The sequence below is a fragment of the Gilliamella apicola genome, from assembly GCF_000599985.1.
GTDB lineage: Bacteria > Pseudomonadota > Gammaproteobacteria > Enterobacterales > Orbaceae > Gilliamella > Gilliamella apicola.
In genome coordinates this window covers 81,111-101,633 of sequence record NZ_CP007445.1, presented here as the reverse complement: position 1 = coordinate 101,633, position 20,523 = coordinate 81,111, and the positions used below count along the sequence as shown (strand labels likewise).

Below are 20,523 nucleotides of genomic sequence, written 5' to 3'. Positions count from 1 at the left end.
TATGTTTATAGATACGCATTGCCATTTCAATTTCCCTGCTTTTGTTACAGATTTAGATAACTCAATAAGTCGTATTCGAAAAGCTAAAATTGCCAGTTTAATTATACCTGCTGTATCAGCAGATCATTTCAGTCAAATTCTGAAACTAACTGAACAGTATGATGAACTTTATGCTGCGCTGGGCTTACATCCTATCTATCAACATTCCCATGCTGATCTTGAAAAATTATCAGATATCGTTAGTACTTTTCCTAACAAGTTAGTTGCTATTGGCGAAATCGGCTTAGACCGTTATGACATTTCCGTTGATTATCAACAACAACTTACATTTTTTCGAGCTCAACTGGATTTAGCTAAACGTTATGAATTACCCGTATTAATTCATTCACGCAAAACTCATGATGTTATCTACCACGAATTACGTCAAGCTAATTTACCTTGTCGCGGAGTGATCCATGGTTTTTCTGGTAGCTATCAACAAGCAATGCAATTTATTAAATTAGGCTATTATATTGGTGTAGGTGGCGTAATAAGTTACACTAGAGCAAATAAAACTCGCCATACCATTGCAAAGTTACCCCTCGAAAGCCTAGTATTAGAAACCGATGCCCCTGATATGCCTTTAAGTGGTCGACAAGGGCAAATAAACCGCCCAGAAAACATTGTCGATATTTTTAACATACTTTGTCAATTACGTGTTGAAAATTATAAACAAATAGGTGGAACGATTCTAACAAATACCTTGACGCTATTTAATAGAATTAATAAAATGAAAATTCAAAACCAAATATATTAATAACCATTTAATTATTAATAGTTTAATAAGCCACAAGGTGGTGCTTTATGTCTCAACGTCATAGTCAGCTTTTTGTGCAATCCATTATCTTACTTACCCGATTATTTCCGTTATGGGCAATCCTTTGTGCAATAATTGCCTATTTTTCACCAAATACATTCCTTCCCATACGACCTCATACATCACACTTATTGATGTTTGTAATGTTTACGATGGGGGTAACGTTAAGTATTAATGACTTTAAAAGAGTTGTAACCAAACCAAAAGCAGTCATAATTTGTACCCTACTGCATTACATTGTTATGCCACTCACCGCTTTAATCTTATCTAAGTTATTTACTATGCGGCCAGAGTTATTAGTAGGGATGGTACTAGTTGGTAGCGTAGCGAGTGGAACTGCCTCCAACGTGATGATTTATCTAGCTAAAGGTGATGTGGCACTGTCAGTGACTATTTCGTCGGTTTCAACCCTTGTTGGTGTAGTGGTTACCCCAATTCTTACGCTTTTACTCGTTGGTACAACTGTTGAAGTTCCTGTTTGGAATATGTTAATGCATATTATCCAAATTGTTCTAATTCCTATTATTCTTGGCTTGATTGTCCACCACTTCTTATATTCAATAGTAAAAAAATGCGAACGATTTTTACCATTAATGTCAATGATCTGTATTTTATTAATAATTTGTATTGTTGTAGCTGGTAGTTATGATCTAATTGGTCAAGTTGGTATAACGGTTATTTTTGCTGTGATTATTCATAATGGTATTGGTTTACTAGGTGGTTATTGGGGAGGAAAATTATTTGGCTTCGATGAATCAACTTGTCGAACTATGTCATTAGAAGTGGGTATGCAAAACTCCGCATTAGCCGCTACTCTAGGCACAACTTATTTTTCAGCTCTATCAGCATTACCCGCTGCTGTATTTTCTGTTTGGCACAATATTTCAGGTTCGATTCTGGCTGGTTATTGGCAAGAAAAACCCGTTAAAAATAAGAAAAAATCTAACAATTGATCGTGGATATTGTAAAATAAAATCCATTCACTCTCTTACTCACTAATCACACGTAAGAGAGTATAACTTTAGGATTTACTATGATCCTTCTCTCCCCCAGCATATCAATCAATTTTAGGCTGAAAAAATGAATAGCGAATTACAATTACCACCTTTTGTTTATCGAATATTACCCTGGATTGCCGCATTTGCATTTTTTATGCAATCACTTGATACCTCAATTTTAAATACTGCTCTGCCAACTATGGCTAAAGACCTCAATGAATCACCACTGAATATGCAATCAGCAGTAATATGTTATGCGCTAACATTGGCGTTATTTATTCCAGTAAGTGGCTTTTTATCGGACAAATTCGGTACACGAAATATTTTTGTGATGGCCGTATCACTTTTTACCTTAGGATCATTACTTTGTGCTTTGTCTAATTCATTAGTTTTTTTAGATATATCAAGGGTTATTCAAGGTATTGGTGGATCAATGATGGTACCTGTTTCACGTTTGGTTTTGATTAAAGCATTTAAACGTAATGAGTTCTTAGCGGCGTTAAACACAGCAACAATTCCGGGTTTAATCGGCCCAGTACTAGGGCCTGTTTTAGGTGGCTACCTTGTTGATATGGTAAGTTGGCACTGGATCTTTTTTATTAATTTACCAATTGGTATTATTGGGGTAATGATTAGCTTAAGATATATGCCGAACATAAAAGGTGAACGTATGCCTTTTGACTTATTTGGATTTATATTTATCGTTATTACTTTTATTAGTGCAACTCTTAGTGTTGAATGTTTAAATCAAGGTAAACAATATTATTTACCTCTGGCTCTCGCTGTCATTAGTCTTGCTTTTTTATTTATTTATCGCAACTATGCAAAAAAGAAACAAGCAGCCTTATTTCCACTCTCTTTATTTGATATACGAACGTTTAAAATAGGAATTATTGGTAATTTAGTTTGTCGATTAGGTATTTCTGGTGTGCCTTTTCTTATTCCTTTATTTCTACAAGTTGGATTCGGTTATTCAGCAATTTTTGCTGGAATGATGCTAATGCCAATGGCTATTGCATCAATTTGTACAAGGTTCTTTATTACTCGGATTCTTGGTCGTTTAGGCTATCGTTTTGTGCTAATAGCAAATACCATCTTAGCAGGAATTTTAATCCTTTTAATGTCGTTATTAAACTTAACTACCCCACTTTTGATATTAGGAATTTTGCTATTTTGTATTGGTGGCATCAATTCAATGCAATTTACTTCAATGAACAGTATAACGTTAGCAAATTTACAAGGAGAAAGCACAAGTAGTGGCAATAGTTTGATGGCCGTCAATCAACAGTTAGCGATCAGTTTTGGTACCGGCTTTGGTGCTTTATTGGTAAGATTATTTGGTTACACAACAACGACTATTCACGCTTTTCAACTAACCTTTGTTATACTGGGTATTGTAACCATGCTATCAAGCATGATTTTTGCTCAATTACAAAAACAAGATGGTGAGAATTTAACGGCTCGGCATTAAGCGACAAGGAGATAACAATTATGTTTCAATATCAAATCATTCCAGTAACGGATTTTCAAGAAAACTGCAGTATTGTTTGGTGTGATGAAACAAATGAGGCTGCCTTTATTGATCCCGGTGGAGAGCCAGAATTACTCAAAAAAGCAGTTGAAAAACTCGGGGTTAATATCAAACAAATTTTATTAACACATGGTCATTTAGATCATGTTGGCGTAGCTGCTGAATTAGCTAAACACTATGATGTCAAAATCATTGGTCCTAGCCAAGAAGATGAGTTCTTATTTACAGCCTTACCACAACAATCTATGCAATTTGGTTTTCCTTATACCGAAAGTTTCTTACCAGATCGTTGGTTAAAAGAGAACGATAAAATTCAGATTGGCAATATATCGCTTGATGTCCTATTTTGCCCTGGTCACACTCCTGGACATATTGTATTTATCAATTTAAAAGATAAAATTGCTTTTGTTGGCGATGTTTTATTCAAAAACAGTATTGGACGAACAGACTTTCCTCGCGGGAATCATGCTGATCTCATCTCATCAATTACCCATAAACTATTCCCTCTTGGTGATGACTTTATATTTGTTCCCGGTCATGGTCCAATGTCAAGCTTTGGAAATGAACGAATGACCAACCCTTTCTTAGTATAACAAGAAACGCTGCAAACAATAATGTAAACTTTTTAAATTTAAAATGGTTTACATTATAAATTTTTGTATTATTATGGCACTACTGTTTATCTTTTAATGGTAGAAAATAATGAAACAACAATTAACAACATATTACCCTACATTCATTAACACACTGTTCAATTTATCATCTTGGCAACGCAAATTATGTGCAACCACCAGTGCAGCACTATTGCTAGGCCTTGCGGCGAATATCAGCATTCCCACTTACCCAGTACCTTTTAGTTTACAATCTTTAGGTGTTTTACTGATTGGTGCTTGCCTAGGTCGTAAACTAGGTGCATTAGCAATTCTCCAATATCTGTTTTTAGGTGCGCTCGGTTTACCAATGTTTGCTAATGGTAGTGGTGGATTTATGGCATTAATATCTCCTTCTGCTGGTTACCTATATGGGTATGCATTTAGTGCTTATATCGCTGGATTTGCTGCCGAAAAAGGTTATGATCGTCGCTTCCTTTTAGGATTAATCGCCTTTGCTTGCGCCCATCAATTAATCTTTGTATTTGGTGTAGCTTATTTAATGGGTTATTTTCATATTTCACTTAGCGAAGCATTACAAGTGGGTTATTTACCTTTTGTTGGTGTTGATGCGCTCAAGTTTATCATTGCTACTTGTGTTATGTTTTCACTATGGCGTTATCACGCGAAAAAACATTAATAAAAATGCAAATTGGCGATATCATTTTTCAATCTCAGAATGAGGAAAGCGAATTTAATAAGGCGATTACTCATTCTGGTTCCCTGCCTAGTTCAAACGATATAATTAATCAAATAAGCCATGTCGGCTTATATATCGGCAATGATCTGGTGATTGAAGCGACCCAAAAGCATGGAGTAATCAAGCAACCACTTAAATCTTTTTTAGACTCCGCCCAATATAATGTGGTTGCAACGATTGGCAATAAAACTATCATTAAAAATGCATTAATTCGTGTTCAAGACTGTTTAGGATTGCCCTATAACCACAGTTTTCGTTCAGATGCCAAAGGGTTTTACTGTAGCCAACTGATTACTTATACTTTTAAGTATGAATCGGGTAAAGACTATTTTAAACTTTATCCTATGAATTTTAAGAATTTAACCACTGACCAGATTCTCCCCTATTGGATCAATTATTATCGAGAATTAAAACAACCGATCCCTCAAGGAGAGCTCGGTTCACATCCACAACAGCTATTAAGACAAAAAGAACTATTTAAGACAATCTTGACCCTTAAATAATATTAAATAACGATAATAAGTTAAAAATTGAACAAAAAAGAAATTTTAGATAATTAACTATTGACATAGCGCCATTAAATCTATAATATGCGCGCTACATTTCGGTTCCTCCATAGTTCAGTCGGTAGAACGGCGGACTGTTAATCCGTATGTCACAGGTTCAAGTCCTGTTGGAGGAGCCAACTTCTCACATCATTTTATATGCCATAAAAACACTAAATTTCAATTATCATTTACTATTATTCTAACTTTTCATTATTAATCTATTTTTTAAAAATCATAAAGAAAAATTACTTACTCCATACTACAATTAAATTTATTCAATATGTTAAAAGATAAAATTATCAATCAAGTTTTTTTGTTATCTTAGCTGATCACTAAGCAAATCTTAGATATAGCCATTACATTTTACGCAGAAAAGCACAATAATTATCGTTAGCATACAGTAAACGATCATCGGCTCCTGAAATATTTTTTGAGCCTTTATCTAAATCCCCTATCCAGCCTAATATTTGTGGACGATATTGTGATGGCATTGTTGCTCCTAATTATTCCTTTTTCTTTATTTTTATTTCTTGAGTAATCTAATTATTGCACATGATATTTTTGCTTAATCTCAGTAAGGTGTTCGGGCGACAGGGCGTTAAACGCCTCAACCATCCATTCCGGCCAGCCTTGATCTTGGATGATATCCTTTTTAAAAGGTGTTTCTTGCTCCCATGTATATTTTCCGTCGTTTAAACTGATTAAATCGTTAAAACACATAAAATTATTGACCCATCCCCAGACCTGATAACTACCAATACCATAACGCAGTGGATCTAATAGCACATGGTCAATAGTTTTATGCGTACCCGGCTCACACACCATTAAAATAGTGGTATTGAGTGAATAGGTGGAAAAGTTATGCACCACAACACCATGTAAATCAGCCCAATCATACTCTTTTATTCGTTTTTTATTAGGCTGTAAAAAATGAATCGGATTTTTAAACGAAGTAAAATTAAAGAAATAACTTTCATTAATATACACTTTATTGGTTTTACGATTAAAGATTATTGGACTACCTTTTCGTGTAAAAAGATTTTGGTATAGTTCGGGAATCATTAGATATATAGCAAACAAACTGACAATAACGCCTAATGATAATAAAATATCTATAATTTTTTCATCATTATCAATTGAGATTTCAAAACTAAAACTAAAACTAAAATTAAATGAAAAATAAAAAATTATATAAAAAGTAAGGGATAATATTGATATTAAGGAAATAAATAAATAAAAAATCTGATCAGATGACGTTTTACGAAGAAAAGCGCAATAGTTATCGTTGGCATACAGTAAGCGATCATCGGCACCTGAAAGGTAATTCGTACCTTTATCTAAATCATCTATCCAGCCTAATAATTGTGGGCGATATTGTGATGGCATTGTTGCTCCTAATTATTCCTTTTCCTTTTTCTTTATTTTTATTTCTTGAGTAATCTAGTTATTGCACATGATATTTTTGCTTAATCTCAGTAAGGTGTTCGGGCGACAGGGCGTTAAACGCTTCCACCATCCATTCCGGCCAGCCTTGATCTTGGATGATATCCTTTTTAAAAGGTGTTTCTTGCTCCCACGTATATTTTCCGTCGTTTAAACTGATTAGATCGTTAAAGCACATAAAATTATTGACCCATCCCCAGACCTGATAACTACCAATACCATAACGCAGTGGATCTAATAGCACATGGTCAATAGTTTTATGCGTGCCCGGCTCACACACCATTAAAATAGTAGTATTGAGTGAATAGGTGGAAAAGTTATGCACCACAACCCCATGTAAATCAGCCCAATCATACTCTTTTATCCGTTTTTTATTAGGCTTTAAAAAATGAATGGGATTTTTAAACGAAGTAAAATTAAAAAAATAACTTTCATTAATATACACTTTATTGGTTTTACGATTAAAGATTATTGGACATCCCCGCCGTGTAAAAAGATTTTGGTAAATTTCAGGAATAGATAAATATAATCCAACAAAAGAAGCAATTAACATAACAATAAAAGTGATAAATATTAAAGTGTTTTCATCAGAATCTAAATCTAAAATTATAGTTATAGATAAATAAATTAAAGGTATTGAAAGAATAAAAGCAATAGTAAAAATACATAAATAAAATATCTGATCAGATGATGTTTTACGAAGAAAAGCGCAATAGTTATCGTTAGCATACAGTAAACGATCATCGGCTCCTGAAATATTTTTTGAGCCTTTATCTAAATCCCCTATCCAGCCTAATATTTGTGGGCGATATTGTGATGGCATTGTTGCTCCTAATTATTCCTTTTCCTTTTTCTTTATTTTTATTTCTTGAGTAATCTAGTTATTGCACATGATATTTTTGCTTAATCTCAGTAAGGTGTTCGGGCGACAGGGCGTTAAACGCTTCCACCATCCATTCCGGCCAGCCTTGATCTTGGATGATATCCTTTTTAAAAGGTGTTTCTTGCTCCCACGTATATTTCCCGTCGTTTAAACTGATTAGATCGTTAAAGCACATAAAATTATTGACCCACCCCCAAACCTGATAACTACCAATACCATAACGCAGTGGATCTAATAGCACATGGTCAATAGTTTTATGTGTGCCCGGCTCACACACCATTAAAATAGTAGTATTGAGTGAATAGGTGGAAAAGTTATGCACCACAACCCCATGTAAATCGACCCAATCATACTCTTTTATTCGTTTTTTATTAGGCTTTAAAAAGTGAATCGGATTTTTAAACGAGATAAAATTAAAAAAATAACTTTCATTAATATACACTTTATTGGTTTTACGATTAAAGATTATTGGGCATCCCCGCCGTGTAAAAAGATTTTGGTATAATTCGGGAATCATTAGATATATGGCAAGAAAGGAAAAAATTTGTCCAATAATAACAATAAGTAATATAAAATTCTCCTTTTTAGAAATTAAATCAAAAATTAACAAAAAGCATATGTAGATTGCTGGAATTAAACACACAATGATAATTGTAGAAATACATAAATAAAAAATCTGATCAGATGACGTTTTACGAAGGAAAGCGCAATAGTTATCGTTAGCATACAGTAAACGATCATCGGCACCTGAAAGGTAATTCGTACCTTTATCTAAATCATCTATCCAGCCTAATATTTGTGGGCGATATTGTGATGGCATTGTTGCTCCTAATTATTCCTTTTTCTTTATTTTTATTTCTTGAGCAAGCTAGTTATTGCACATGATATTTTTGCTTAATCTCAGTAAGGTGTTCGGGCGACAGGGCGTTAAACGCTTCCACCATCCATTCCGGCCAACCTTGATCTTGGATGATATCCTTTTTAAAAGGTGTTTCTTGCTCCCACGTATATTTCCCGTCGTTTAAACTGATTAGATCGTTAAAGCACATAAAATTATTGACCCACCCCCAAACCTGATAACTACCAATACCATTACGCAGTGGATCTAATAGCACATGGTCAATAGTTTTATGCGTACCCGGCTCACACACCATTAAAATAGTAGTATTGAGTGAATAGGTGGAAAAGTTATGCACCACAACCCCATGTAAATCGGCCCAATCATACTCTTTTATTCGTTTTTTATTAGGCTGTAAAAAATGAATCGGATTTTTAAACGAAGTAAAATTAAAGAAATAACTTTCATTAATATACACTTTATTGGTTTTACGATTAAAGATTATTGGGCATCCTCGCCGTGTAAAAAGATTTTGATAAATTTCGGGTATGGATATATATATAGCAAGAAAGCAAGCAATTTGTCCGATAATAATAACAAGTGACATTAAACTTTCATTTTTATATAGTAAATCAGATAGTAATGAAAAACCTAAATAAATTGTCGGTATTAATCCAATAAAAACTATAGTAAAAATACATAAATAAAAAACCTGATCAGATGATGTTTTACGAAGAAAAGCACAATAATTATCGTTAGCATACAGTAAGCGATCATCGGCACCTGAAATATTTTTTGAGCCTTTATCTAAATCCCCTATCCAGCCTAATATTTGTGGACGATATTGTGATGGCATTGTTATTCCTTTTCGTTAATTAATTTTGTTAGACTTTTTGGTAATAATTAATGGGACTGCTTCACGGTTATTATACTCAATGATTATATGGTATTTTTTAATACTATTAGCACCAATTGTGCCTGCAATCCATTTGTTAATAATTAGCCCATCACTGTCAATACTATCACCCTGCTTAACCATAACATTTTTAACATCACTAAATTTTGGTTTACTTTCGATCACTTTTGTTCCATTCCCTAGAGTTTGCGTTAATTGAAATTCAGCCGGCTCATCGATATAACGCTCCCCAGTTGAGGAAGGAAACTTGCTTATTAATGACGGCAGTTCATATTTATTGAAATACATTTTTTTATCGGTGCAAATAGATTTGTCGGTTCCAGGGCTATTTTTAATCTCTAAAACTTCAATACCGTTGGTTGTTACGCGGCATTTTAAATCGATATATTTATCGGTTATCACACTGGATTGGTTATCAAGATATTCCCAGTTATAAAGATATAAACGGATGGAAGCCGTTAGCACTTCGTTAGGATTGGCTTTGGCAAAATCGGGAATATCAACATAAAAATAGATATGTTGCTGCAACATATTGGCAGAATCAGGCATTGGTACAACAGGGGCACCATTATAAAGCGATTGCAAACGGATAAAGGTTTGAATGCCATAGATCATAACAGTATAGTCATTGAGCGCTAAACCAAAACCACTGTGTGAATAGCGTTCTTCTTCATGATAAACGTCATAACCTAAATATTCTAGCTCTGCTTGTTTGCCAAAATAGCAACGATTTAACCAATGCTGAATAGGCGTGTATTTATCATACTTTTTACTAAATAAAATGGCAACTCCGCCCGCAATAGCAAAAATAGCACCAACAATAATGGTTAATAATGTCCCTGCTAATGCTATGATACAACCAAACACAGTAAGAGCCACTCCAAAAACCCTTAATTTAAAATATTGTTTATCCTCCATATCCACCATATCAAACGAACTTTTTAACTCACCAATGGCTTCAAGAACGGTGATTACTGTTGTTACTCTGGAAACTGTTTTACTAATTAGAGTATTTAATTTTAATTGACTACGAATGGCTTGTTTATTGGTATTAATAGCATTTTCTAATTGCTTATTGAGTTTAATATTTTGATATTGACTGGTTAAATCAATACTCATTAAAGCTAGTGATACCACATCTTTTATTAGTTGTACTTTTACTTTTTGTTCGCCACTGCCCTCTTTAGCAACTCCCCACTCTTTGAGAGTGTCTTTTATATTCATCAAAGTGACAACACATGATATTGCATCCACAGCCAGATTAATGGCAAAAGTTATTTTTCCAATTTTGATTTCGTTATTAACGCCTTCTAACTCAATTTTATTAATGACAGTTTCTAAACCAATTTTATTTTTGTTTGAAAGATCTCCTATCTTTTCTATTTTTTGGTTTATTTTTGTGGTTTTATTGCTAGTATTTTTGCTACTACCTTGATTTATTTTTTCATTGATTGACGTTTTATTTTTGGTTGCATTCTCAAGCTGTGCTTGAAGATTTTTTTGTTTATAAATTAGCTTAAAATAGTCTTTATACGCATTTTCAATAAATTTTTTTAATTCGTAGGGGTTTAATATCCCATTGGTTTTCTTAATAAACTCGACAAATAAACTTCTTGTTACTTTGTCTGGAAAACAGAGCGTAAATTTAGCTTTTCTGGTTTTAGTTGTACCTGTTTTGGTTACCTCTTCATCAATGTCAAAATTTTGCAAAAATTCCTGCTCATGCGGATGATAAAGACCTCGATTAAAAAAACCTCGCTGCATTTGAGTAAATAAATTTTGGATTTTAGCGATATTCTCAGGTTTTATCTGTATATTAATTTCAACGGGCATGGCTCCGATTCTGGTTAGTTGATCAAAAGCGTTAAGCCGCATCCACTGTGATTTTATAGGTATATGTAATTTATCTTTAATTAGTACAGCTTGCTTTTTAAGGGCTGTACGATTTAATAAATCATTTTTATTAGCGCTCTGCCCTAAGTTTGACACATTTGGTTGAGCCATTTCTGACATTTGTTGATTAACCTTTTCAAGCTCTTTATTTAATGTTTGAATTTCAGCGTTGTACTTTCTTTTTGCCTTTATCAATTCTTGAATTTCAGTTTGATTATGGACTGGAATACTCTTTTTTTTGCTTTCCAGTTGTTCTATGTTTTGCTGATTGATTTTAATTTCAGCTTCTAACTGTGCTTTATTTTGTTCTAATATATATTGTTTTCTTTTTAGTGCGTCTTTGTTTACTTCTTCAATTACTTTATTTACAACAGGTGCAAAACTCAAAACATTTGATATTATATCGTTAGGTTTGAGCAGTCGGTTATCCGTCAGTTCAACATACACTTCTTCATCACGATCAATACCTTTAGGATTATTATAGTCAATAATGTAATAGATACTTTCTGGATTGCTAAGCAGTTCATCCCACAAAGCACTATCATTGGCAAATTTTATTTCTGAATGAGTTGAATCTAATAGTATTTGCGTAACTTCTGTTACATGCGCCATCAAGGCTGTTTCAACCGAAAAATCAAATTCACGTTGCCAAAAATGGACTAGGTTAAAACTGCTTGGTTTTGATTGACCATAGTCCGATATAAACTCTTGCTTACCAAACAACCAGCGGACATAAGTATAATAATCTTGTGACCATTCTCGACAATAATTAACGACTTGGTTATAAGCTGACTCTAATTCGCTAGTAAAATTCTGAATTGTATCTTGATTAACACAATCATCAAAATCGTCTAATGCTTGCTTTTTGTCTGACGATAGTTTACCTATTTTAGCTTGCATTTTTATTGATGGAGGGATACCGTAATAACTAAAATTATCATCACCAGAATTTACAACTTTTTTAATCTCTTCCTCTACTTTAGCAATTTCACGATCATAAAACGTTACAATTGACTGACGGTACTGAGTCATCAATTCAAATATCATCCGTTTTTTTAACATTCCAGCTTCATAATATTTAAAGCGTTGTTGCAAATATGGATTGATTGTTTTGAGCATATTTTTGGCGCGTTGTTCATAAATTTTGGTTTCTTTATCGATGTCATCCAAATTATCAATAACTTCTTCAGCAAGTTTTAATTCGTCATCGGTCAGTGGTTTTTCATTGAATATATGTAAATGCGAAAGTCGCTGAGAGTTTAGCTCTTCAGCAATACCAAAGGTGTCTTCCACAACGACACCACATGAGGAATCTGATAATCGATTGACATGGTAGGCAAAAAAACGTTTTTGATTATATAGACTGACAAATGGATGTGCCGATCTGAAGTTTGGCAGTGGGGCTTTTTTTATTCTAAATTCAAGTACGTTACTGACACTTTCGGTATCATCCGCTTTGCCAAAAATATCCGCAAAAGGTACTGCTCGATTGTTAGTTGCTTGGTCGGGATCGTCTTTCAATTTGGTTATATCAATATGGGTAAAACGAGACAGTGCCAGTTTGTCTTGTTCTTTAATATATTGATTAATTGTTTCGCTAGACCATGGTTGTGATACATACGCTACCCATGCATTGGTATAGATTCGATCATCCAAATTAATAAATGAGGCTGGAATGGAGTGACAGGCATTGTAACACGCTTTTGATAATGGTCTTGGTTCTGTACCACTTAAACTATAAGCATCTTTTAAACGTAATGCACCATCAATACACTCATAAGCTTCAAGTATTCGTGTATTAATATCATCCCCTTTTTGTTGCATCACATAAACATAACCATTGCGCAGGGTACGCAAAATATAACCATAATCTTTTAACTGTTCGTCAGGCATGCGATTTTTAAAGTTTATTTTTTGTGCATAATTAGCTAACGATTGATAATCAAAATCACTTTTTGCGCCTTCAAACGGAGCTAATTTAATTACCGCCTGACGCAGTAAAAACACCGGAATCCCTTTCCGCTCACATACAGGACATTTACCAGCCGCTTGTTTCTTATTTTGATTGGCGGTATTTATTTCTTTTTGCATGTTGGCTATTCCTTATTATTTTATTGTTTTATTTATCTAATTTACTTAATGTTTGTACTTTCAATAATAATATTGGCATTATTAACTTGTGTTGATAGTGTTCCAGGTGTTTTTTTAGCAAGCTCAGTTAGCATTAAAACTTTTGGATTTTGGGTAAAGGCTTGATGGTACCTTAAGCCACAAATTCCCCAAAATAAGATATCACCAGCATCAACTAAACCTAATTGCTTGGCTTGCTCAACCAATTGTGTCGCCTCAGTGATAACATCTTTTGATAATGGTAAAGATTGTTGCTCTTCAAATTGTAATCGGTTATTTGCCCAAGCATTAACCAAAGTACGAATTATTCGAATATTTTTAATAGGCAGATTGTCATCAACATCCCAACTTTTTTCTGGCATAGGTTCTTTATTAGCAGTAAATTGAATAAATTTACCATTATGAATTGAAGGATAATAATAGTTGTAAATTTGAGAAAATTGCGCTTTTAACCACGCTTTACTTTGATTTGAACCTACTTCATCTAAAAATTGCATCCGAAAAGGCTCAAAAAATGGGTAATACGATCCTTTTAAAGTTCGACCAATTGAATTACCGATATTAATTAATTGTTTTGCCAACGCTGACGGTTTTTGGTCACTAACCAGATAAGCACAGATATAACGTTGTGACCAAAAACGCTCTAATGTGGCTTGTCGGCTAATGTCATCAATAATGACATCATCGGTCAATATACTTGGCTCTGCTAATTGAATCAATGTCGGGCAAACACTTGGATCGTAATCTAGATCAGTACGTAATACTGTTGTTAGTTTTTTTTCACCAAAAGCTTTATTTTCGCCAAATTGTTGAGTTAGTTTTTCAAGTGATAACGGATTTGCCCAATGAAGTACAACCCTATTATCAATTAAAAGATAACGATATCGTCTAAAATTATCGTACCGATTTAGTTCATTGAACATTTTTAACCTTTTTTCGTACAGCGTTTATCATTAATCTCACTCATTTTTAATAAAATAGTTCTTTTTTGTTAACGCTCGTTTTTTCATCGCGTTACATTTTAAGTAGACATTATCGATGATTCTCAACTCAATGACATTTTCGTTGATTTTAATAAATCAATCATTTAGATCTAACATTGGGTTGACCGATAATTTTTTGTAGCTGAAAGTGGAAATAATTGAATAATCGCAAGATTGATTTAATTGTTCGTCTATTGCAACTGGAAAAATAGAAATTAATCTATTGGTTATAATATCAATTTCAAGCGAATCACGATTTTTTAAAACCGTTTTAGAAAGTGCGTTAACACTGGCTGATGCTGTTTTTAAAAAAGATGTTTCCATTACTTCCTTACATATCCTAACAAGCTAAATTTTATTTATTATTTTTTAAAATGAAATATTCCCATTATTAACTTTAATATATGTACATTACATTTTGTATAAAGGATATAATTTATTTGTATGATTTTCAATCTGTTATTATATTTTTTTTAACTTGATTGTGTATATTTTTTATCAGGTTATAGTTAAATAACCATTATTAGCATGATTAAAATTACTCTGTTAGCAAGCTAAATAATGGATACAAAATGTCAATTAACTGTAACACTTATTCATTTAATTTTAAGGCTAGAAATTAGCATTTATTTAAATGACTATAATGGTATTGATTGAATTTATCATTGCAAATGATAATTATTGAAATACAAATATTTTGTTTTTATAACTGTTATTGCTTAATATACTGTAGAGTGTTTTTTAAATAATTAATACTGAACTTATTATTTATTAATCTAATAATTTTAATACATTAGGAATTAGGAACCCATGCATATACATTTTATTATTCACGAAGAATTTGAAGCACCAGGTGCTTATGAGCAATGGGCGAAAATACATCAACATACTATTAGTTATTCGCGGGTTTATCTTGGTGAAGCACTACCTGATAATATCAATCACATTGACTTTTTAATCATCATGGGCGGACCACAATCACCAGCAACAACAAAGCAAGAGTGTGCACATTTTGATTCATTAGCTGAACAAGCAGTCATTTTGTCTGCTATTAAAGCAGATAAAGTCGTTATTGGTGTTTGTTTAGGTTCACAATTGATTGGTGAAGCATTAGGTGCGACTCATGAACATAGCCCAGAAAAAGAAATTGGCAAATTTCCAATTACATTAACTGAAGTTGGAAAGCATCACTCTTTATTTACGCATTTTGGTGATAAATTAGCGGTAGGTCATTGGCACAATGATATGCCGGGATTAACAAAAGATGCTCAAATAATTGCGTATAGTGAAGGTTGTCCGCGGCAAATTATTGCTTATGATAAATTTGTTTATGGATTTCAATGTCATTTAGAATTAACACATGAAGTCGTTGAAAAACTCATTTCTCATTCGTTAAACGATCTGAATCAAGCTGCAAATTATCGTTTTGTTGATACGCCCGATATGTTACGAAAACATGATTATAGCCAAATGAATTTAAAGCTTTTTGTTTTTCTTGATAAGTTAAGTATTAATTATTTATCACTAAAAAATAATCAATTCAGTAGTTAGGATGGCGTTGTATGCAAAACACTATTGTAGAAAAACCTAAAAAACGCAGTCAGTTAAGATTAAGGTTAGGTAAAGAGTACTTTATTGTTAAGCGTAAATTAGATTGGTGGCGCAACCGTCACGCCTATTGCGTAATAGATAAAAATAATAATACTTGCTGCTATTCTCATAAAAAACATCAATCTGTATTGTTAAGACAACTAAAAGATGTTGATATGTATTTGCAATATAACAAAATCACTAATCTTCGCTTAGCAATTGAACAGATAAACGGTTCAATAATTAAGCCTAATCAACGATTTTCAATTTGGCAAAAAGTGGGGCGACCGTCTAAAGAACGTGGCTTTTTAGAAGGTCTCTCACTGCATAATGGACAAATCGGTAAAGATATTGGTGGTGGTTTATGTCAACTTGGCAATTTAATTTACTGGATTGCATTACACTCTGATTTAACGATTATTGAACGATGGCGACATAGTTTTGATGTTTTTCCTGATGTTAATCGTACTATTCCATTTGCTTGTGGTGCAACATTATCTTATAACTATGTAGATTTACAATTACTCAATAAAACAAATACAACATACCGACTTAATCTTTGGTTAGATGATAAATATTTACATGGTGAACTGCTTGCCAATACACCGCTATCTTATCACTATGAAATATTCGAAACTGATCACGTCATTGAGCAACAATGGTGGGGTGGGTACACGAGACACAATAAGATATGGCAACGTAAAATACATTTACTTGATAATCATATAGAGGAAAACCTTATTAGTGAAAATCATGCAATTATGATGTATACACCTTATTTAACTCAGCAAAACTAAACGTAAAAATCATACAGCAATTACCTTATTTAGATAGTAATTAACTATCTAAATAATAGTTTGTGGACGCTAGTAATAGTTCGTATACTTTTAATATAAAGAAGTAAAAAAACTCAATAAATGAAAGGAGCAATTACATGGCTTATACATTACCCCCTCTACCTTATGCTTATGATGCTTTAGAGCCTTATATTGATACTGAAACCATGCATCTTCATCATGATAAGCATCATCAAACTTATGTAAATAATTCTAACGCATTATTAGAGTCATTACCTACTGAAGTTAAAGATTTTTGTCCTGAAACATTATTAAAAAATCTTGATAAAGTCCCATCAGACAAAGTTACTGGCGTTAAAAATAATGTTGGTGGTCATGTTAATCACTCCTTTTTCTGGGAATTGTTAAAAATCGGAACTGAACTTAAAGGTGAGCTGAAAACTGCTATTGAAAAGGATTTTGGTTCGATTGATGCATTTAAAGAGAAATTTTCTGCGGCTGCAGCAACCCGTTTTGGTTCGGGTTGGGCTTGGTTAGTACTTAAAAATGGTAAACTTGAAGTTGTTTCTACCGCTAACCAAGATTCTCCAATTATGGGTGAAAAATTTGCTGGTGTATCTGGCACCCCAATTCTGGCTCTTGACGTTTGGGAACATGCTTACTATTTGAAATATCAAAACCGTCGTGCCGATTATATTGGTGCATTTTGGAATGTCATTAACTGGGATAAAGTCGCTGAATTATACGCAGAAGCTAAAAAATAATTTATTTAACTTTGTCCAAAATACCTCATAATGGCTCCTTGTGGGTCATTATGAGTTTTTAGAGTCATTATTCTTCATTAATGCAACGATATTACATTTAAATTACTTTATAAAATTTGAACTATTTTTTTATCAATATTCACCTCTTTTTGATAATGTTACTTTATCCCTGACTTTGTAGCATAAAATTATTGAATCACAATGCATCAAGCCTAAATTGGTAATTGCTAAATTATACTTAAATCCGCTACAATAAATGCTTATTTAAAAATCATAAACTGAGCATCCAACTTAAAACATGTTTGAAATTAATCCTGTTAAGTCAAAAATAGCAGAACTTACCGAACGCACTAATGTGATTCGGGGGTATCTTTGACTATGATCTAAAAAAAGAACGACTAGAAGAAGTCAACGCTGAATTAGAGCAATCTGAAGTCTGGGCAGATCCTGAAAAAGCACAAGCTTTAGGTAAAGAACGAGTAGCACTTGAAGATATCATCAATACCATTAATTCATTAGAGCAAGGTCTTGACGATGTCGAAGGTTTACTTGAGCTTGCTATTGAAGCCGAAGATCAAGATACCTTTAATGAAACCAATCTAGAACTTGAACAATTAGAAAAAAAACTAGCAGGCCTTGAGTTCCGCCGTATGTTTTCTGGCGATTACGACAGTGCTGACTGTTATTTAGATATTCAATCAGGTTCAGGCGGTACTGAAGCACAAGATTGGGCAGAAATGCTACTCAGAATGTATTTGCGTTGGGGCGAATCAAAAGGTTTTACCACTGAAGTTATGGAAGTATCAGATGGTGATGTTGCTGGTATAAAATCAGCAACAATTAAAGTATCTGGCGACTATGCTTATGGCTGGTTGCGCACCGAAACAGGAGTTCACCGCTTAGTACGTAAAAGTCCATTTGATTCAGGTAACCGTCGTCATACATCATTTGCATCTGTCTTTGTCTACCCTGAAATTGATGATAATATTGATATCGATATTAACCCTGCCGATCTTCGTATTGATGTTTATCGTGCATCCGGTGCCGGTGGTCAGCATGTTAATAGAACTGAATCAGCGGTACGCATTACCCATATTCCAACTGGCATTGTAACGCAATGTCAAAATAATCGTTCTCAGCACAGTAATAAAGATCAAGCCATGAAACAGTTAAAAGCTAAATTGTATGAGCTTGAAATGCAGAAAAAGAATGCCGAAAAACAACAGATGGAAGACAATAAATCCGATATTGGTTGGGGCAGTCAAATTCGTTCTTATGTCCTTGATGACTCAAGGATTAAAGATTTACGTACCGGTGTAGAAACACGCAATACTCAAGCCGTTTTAGACGGTGATTTAGATCAATTTATTGAAGAGAGCTTAAAAGCAGGTTTATAACCCTGCTTGGTGATAAATAAAAGGTAAAATTATGTCAACACAGCAAGAGCAACAAAATCATATTGAAGAGTTAAATAACGAGCTTACAATACGTCGTGAAAAGCTTGCACATATTCGCGAACAAGGTATAGCTTTCCCTAATGACTTTCGCCGTGATGCAATTTCAAGCGATCTTCATAAATTGTATGTCGATAAAACTAACGAAGAATTAATTGAAAATAAAATTACAGTTACTGTTGCTGGTCGGATGATGATGCGCCGAATTATGGGGAAAGCATCTTTTGTTTCATTGCAAGATGTTACTGGGCAAATCCAACTTTATGTTACTCGTGATGATCTTCCTGAAAATTTTTATAATGAACAATTTAAAAAGTGGGATCTTGGGGATATTATTGGAGCTAAGGGTTATTTGTTTAAAACAAAAACTGGTGAACTGTCAATCCACTGTGAAGAAATTCGTCTGTTAACTAAAGCGCTACGCCCATTACCTGACAAATTCCATGGCCTTGCTGATCAAGAAATGCGCTATCGTCAACGTTACCTAGATCTTATCACTAACCAAGAGTCGCGTAATACCTTTATTGCTCGTTCAAAAGTGGTAACAGAAATTCGTAACTTTATGCTTGAGCATCACTTTATGGAGGTTGAAACTCCAATGATGCAAGTGATCCCTGGTGGCGCGTCAGCTAAACCATTTATCACACACCATAATGCGCTCGATCTTGATATGTATTTGCGTATTGCCCCTGAACTTTATTTAAAACGCTTGGTGGTTGGTGGTTTTGAACGTGTGTTTGAGATTAACCGAAACTTCCGTAATGAAGGGGTATCACCAAGACATAATCCAGAATTCACCATGATGGAAATGTATATGGCTTATGCGGATTATAAAGATCTGATTGTTTTAACGGAATCGTTATTCCGTCGTTTAGCCATTGCGGTAACAGGTAATCCTGTTGTGCAATATGGCGATCATACTTTTGATTTTGGAAAACCTTTCATCAAAATGACCATGCGTGAAGCTATATGTCATTATCGACCAGAAACCAATAATGACGATTTAGATGATTTTGATAAAGCATGTGCTATTGCAAAAGCTGTTGGTATTAAAGTCGAGAAAGGTTGGGGACTCGGTCGTGTTGTTACAGAAATTTTCGAAGAGGTTGCAGAAACTAACTTAATTCAACCAACATTTATCACTGAATACCCAGCGGAAGTATCACCACTTGCTCGCCGTAACGATGAAAATCCATTTGTTACCGACCGTTTTGAATTCTTTATTGGTGGACGAGAAATTGGTAACGGATTCTCAGAACTTAATGATGCTGAAGATCAAGCTCAACGTTTTGCTGATCAAGTATCACAAAAAGATGCTGGAGATGATGAAGCGATGTTCTATGATGATGATTATATCACTGCACTTGAACATGGCTTACCACCAACAGCAGGACTTGGTATTGGTATCGATCGCACGGTAATGTTATTTACTAACAGTCATACCATTCGTGACGTGATTTTATTCCCGACCATGCGTCCAATAAAATAAAATTTCTTACCATAATAAACCTCACTTATTATTAAATAAGTGAGGTTTTATACTAAAACG

General features: G+C 33.8%; 19 protein-coding genes and 1 tRNA gene. 12 read left to right on the top strand and 8 right to left on the bottom strand.

The window, feature by feature from the left end; genetic code table 11:
- Position 1: 1 nt before the first annotated feature.
- The 7 genes from GAPWK_RS00460 (at position 2) to GAPWK_RS00430 (ending at position 5,420) form a co-directional block, all read left to right on the top strand.
- A complete protein-coding gene (locus GAPWK_RS00460) occupies positions 2-796 on the top strand; it encodes a TatD family hydrolase (RefSeq protein WP_025314338.1) in 795 nt (264 codons plus the stop codon).
- Between the two features lie 47 nt (positions 797-843).
- Positions 844-1,809, top strand: a complete 966-nt coding sequence (panS, locus tag GAPWK_RS00455; RefSeq protein ID WP_025314337.1) for a ketopantoate/pantoate/pantothenate transporter PanS — start codon at positions 844-846, stop codon at positions 1,807-1,809.
- Positions 1,810-1,936: 127 nt separating this feature from the next.
- Positions 1,937-3,325, top strand: coding sequence for an MFS transporter (locus GAPWK_RS00450; protein WP_025314336.1), 1,389 nt, complete (start codon positions 1,937-1,939; stop codon positions 3,323-3,325).
- Positions 3,326-3,345: 20 nt separating this feature from the next.
- Complete coding sequence (locus tag GAPWK_RS00445) at positions 3,346-3,978, top strand: MBL fold metallo-hydrolase (RefSeq protein ID WP_038516965.1); 633 nt, start codon at positions 3,346-3,348, stop codon at positions 3,976-3,978.
- A 109-nt stretch (positions 3,979-4,087) separates the two neighbouring features.
- Complete coding sequence (locus GAPWK_RS00440; protein WP_025314335.1) at positions 4,088-4,675, top strand: biotin transporter BioY; 588 nt, start codon at positions 4,088-4,090, stop codon at positions 4,673-4,675.
- The gene (locus GAPWK_RS00435; protein WP_025314334.1) at positions 4,648-5,238 is read left to right on the top strand and encodes a YiiX/YebB-like N1pC/P60 family cysteine hydrolase; all 591 of its coding nucleotides are present in this window, start codon (positions 4,648-4,650) and stop codon (positions 5,236-5,238) included. Before GAPWK_RS00440 ends, GAPWK_RS00435 begins: the two co-directional genes overlap by 28 nt.
- Before the next feature lie 106 nt (positions 5,239-5,344).
- Positions 5,345-5,420 (top strand) — tRNA-Asn (locus tag GAPWK_RS00430).
- A gap of 219 nt (positions 5,421-5,639) precedes the next feature.
- On the opposite strand, the gene GAPWK_RS15300 is transcribed toward GAPWK_RS00430, so the two are convergent.
- The 8 genes from GAPWK_RS15300 to GAPWK_RS00395 form a co-directional block, all read right to left on the bottom strand.
- The gene (locus GAPWK_RS15300; protein ID WP_255519009.1) at positions 5,640-5,774 is read right to left on the bottom strand and encodes a hypothetical protein; all 135 of its coding nucleotides are present in this window, start codon (positions 5,772-5,774) and stop codon (positions 5,640-5,642) included.
- Between the two features lie 52 nt (positions 5,775-5,826).
- Positions 5,827-6,669: a DUF6708 domain-containing protein gene (locus GAPWK_RS00425; RefSeq protein WP_025314333.1), complete on the bottom strand. Its 843-nt coding sequence runs from the start codon at positions 6,667-6,669 to the stop codon at positions 5,827-5,829.
- A gap of 58 nt (positions 6,670-6,727) precedes the next feature.
- Positions 6,728-7,549 carry a DUF6708 domain-containing protein gene (locus tag GAPWK_RS00420; protein WP_025314332.1) on the bottom strand — a complete coding sequence of 274 codons (822 nt, stop codon included), beginning with the start codon at positions 7,547-7,549 and terminating at the stop codon, positions 6,728-6,730.
- 58 nt (positions 7,550-7,607) lie between these two features.
- The gene (locus tag GAPWK_RS00415; RefSeq protein WP_025314331.1) at positions 7,608-8,429 is read right to left on the bottom strand and encodes a DUF6708 domain-containing protein; all 822 of its coding nucleotides are present in this window, start codon (positions 8,427-8,429) and stop codon (positions 7,608-7,610) included.
- Between the two features lie 52 nt (positions 8,430-8,481).
- Entirely contained in the window at positions 8,482-9,303 is an 822-nt protein-coding gene (locus GAPWK_RS00410) for a DUF6708 domain-containing protein (RefSeq protein WP_025314330.1), read from the bottom strand.
- A gap of 15 nt (positions 9,304-9,318) precedes the next feature.
- Complete coding sequence (locus GAPWK_RS00405; protein ID WP_025314329.1) at positions 9,319-13,347, bottom strand: toxin VasX; 4,029 nt, start codon at positions 13,345-13,347, stop codon at positions 9,319-9,321.
- A 41-nt stretch (positions 13,348-13,388) separates the two neighbouring features.
- Positions 13,389-14,309 carry a hypothetical protein gene (locus GAPWK_RS00400; RefSeq protein ID WP_025314328.1) on the bottom strand — a complete coding sequence of 307 codons (921 nt, stop codon included), beginning with the start codon at positions 14,307-14,309 and terminating at the stop codon, positions 13,389-13,391.
- 156 nt (positions 14,310-14,465) lie between these two features.
- The gene (locus tag GAPWK_RS00395; protein ID WP_025314327.1) at positions 14,466-14,693 is read right to left on the bottom strand and encodes a hypothetical protein; all 228 of its coding nucleotides are present in this window, start codon (positions 14,691-14,693) and stop codon (positions 14,466-14,468) included.
- Between the two features lie 486 nt (positions 14,694-15,179).
- Between GAPWK_RS00395 and GAPWK_RS00390 the strand changes: the two genes are divergently transcribed.
- From GAPWK_RS00390 to lysS, 5 genes are all read left to right on the top strand, one after another.
- Complete coding sequence (locus GAPWK_RS00390) at positions 15,180-15,920, top strand: type 1 glutamine amidotransferase (protein WP_025314326.1); 741 nt, start codon at positions 15,180-15,182, stop codon at positions 15,918-15,920.
- An 11-nt stretch (positions 15,921-15,931) separates the two neighbouring features.
- The gene (locus GAPWK_RS00385) at positions 15,932-16,756 is read left to right on the top strand and encodes a VanW family protein (RefSeq protein WP_025314325.1); all 825 of its coding nucleotides are present in this window, start codon (positions 15,932-15,934) and stop codon (positions 16,754-16,756) included.
- Positions 16,757-16,893: 137 nt separating this feature from the next.
- On the top strand, positions 16,894-17,520 hold the full coding sequence (locus GAPWK_RS00380; RefSeq protein ID WP_025314324.1) for a Fe-Mn family superoxide dismutase: 627 nt from the start codon (positions 16,894-16,896) through the stop codon (positions 17,518-17,520).
- Between the two features lie 298 nt (positions 17,521-17,818).
- Positions 17,819-18,917, top strand: a protein-coding gene (gene prfB, locus GAPWK_RS00375; RefSeq protein WP_110287277.1) for a peptide chain release factor 2 whose coding sequence is annotated in 2 segments (ribosomal slippage) — positions 17,819-17,893 and positions 17,895-18,917 — 1,098 coding nt in all. Because the reading frame shifts where the segments join, the coding sequence is not laid out codon by codon here.
- 31 nt (positions 18,918-18,948) lie between these two features.
- On the top strand, positions 18,949-20,463 hold the full coding sequence (lysS, locus tag GAPWK_RS00370; RefSeq protein ID WP_025314322.1) for a lysine--tRNA ligase: 1,515 nt from the start codon (positions 18,949-18,951) through the stop codon (positions 20,461-20,463).
- The last annotated feature ends 60 nt before the right edge of the window (positions 20,464-20,523 follow it).